This is a genomic window from Streptomyces sp. WAC05292, from assembly GCF_003949955.1.
Taxonomy (GTDB): Bacteria; Actinomycetota; Actinomycetes; order Streptomycetales; family Streptomycetaceae; genus Streptomyces; species Streptomyces globosus.
Map to the genome: position 1 here is coordinate 1 of NZ_RPSE01000728.1, position 1,311 is coordinate 1,311.

1 protein-coding gene is annotated in these 1,311 nt (G+C 74.9%); it reads right to left on the minus strand.

Annotated features, from left to right (window positions below; translation table 11 throughout):
• Positions 1-154 precede the first annotated feature (154 nt).
• Complete coding sequence (locus EF903_RS32670; protein WP_125548543.1) at positions 155-865, minus strand: ribonuclease HII; 711 nt, start codon at positions 863-865, stop codon at positions 155-157.
• Between the last annotated feature and the right edge of the window lie 446 nt (positions 866-1,311).

Below are 1,311 nucleotides of genomic sequence, written 5' to 3' on the forward strand. Positions count from 1 at the left end.
GGGCGGGGGGTCGGCGCGGTGCGGCTCGCGGCCGGCGTGACGCGGGGACCCTGGGCACTCTCGTGAATCTGAGGCTCCTCGGGGGTGAGAGGCATGGGTTGATGTCTATCAAACAGCGGTACGAAACGTACCGCCGGGGGGCACGTGGGTGCGATCAGAAATCGAAGCCCAGTTGGCCTCCGTTTTCCAGCTCCAGCGCCTCCTCGCTGCGCCGCACCTTCTTGAGGTGGCGCCAGCGGGGCAGCGCGTCGAGGTACGCCCATGACAGCCGGTGGTGCGGGGTGGGCCCCAGCTCCTCCAGGGCCGCCCGGTGCACGGGCGAGGGGTAGCCGGCGTTGTCGCCGAAGGCGTAGCCCTCGAACCCGCCGCCTGGGCAGCCGAGTTCGGCCATCAACCGGTCGCGCCGGACCTTGGCGATCACCGAGGCGGCGGCGACGGCGACGCAGGACTGGTCGCCCTTGATCACCGTGCGGACCTGCCAGGGCGTGCCGAGGTAGTCGTGCTTGCCGTCGAGGATCACCGCGTCGGGCCGGACGGGCAGCCCCTCCAGGGCGCGCTCGGCGGCCAGCCGCAGGGCGGCGGTCATGCCGAGCTCGTCTATCTCCTCCGGGGAGGCGTGCCCGAGGGCGTACGAGGTGACCCACGTCTCCAGCACCTCGAGGAGGGCGTCGCGCCGCTTGTGGGTGAGGAGCTTGGAGTCGGTGAGCCCTTCGGGCGGGCGGCGCAGTCCGGTGATCGCCGCGCAGACGGTGACCGGACCGGCCCAGGCCCCTCGCCCGACCTCGTCGACCCCGGCGACGACCTTGGCGCCGGTGGTTGCGCGGAGGGAGCGTTCGACGGTGTGGGTGGGTGCTTCGTACGGCATGGCGCCAGCAAGGTTACGCCGCCCCGGGCCGCCTGCACACCCCGGCCCGGCCGGAGCGGCCCGAAGGGCGCGGCGCCGCGCCGGGGGGACCCTCCGCGGAGCCTTCTCGGGCAGTGTTCGATGGCGCTTCGATTCGCGCGAGCACACGGACGAAGGCCCTGCGTGGCACGGAGCTGCGAAGCCGAGGCCGCCCCGGAATCCGGCGGGGGTCGAGCGCCAAGGCCCGCCCCCGGAGGGGCAGCCCGGGTGTCGCACGGGAGTCCGGCACACGTGAAGCGCTGCCCGTCGGCAAGCCCGGACCGAGAAGGATTCCCCGACCCTTTCGCACGGGCGAACATCGGGCGCGGACCGGCGCCGCCGCCGCGCCGGGACGGGCGGGGCGGCCGAGGTCCCGGCGGGCGGGGCGCCCGCGCCCGGCACCGGACCGCGGCCCGCCCGCCGGGACC

Bases quoted from the DNA above. Each gene is read 5' to 3' on its own strand.
- EF903_RS32670 (WP_125548543.1), bottom strand. From the start codon at position 865: ATGCCGTACGAAGCACCCACCCACACCGTCGAACGCTCCCTCCGCGCA.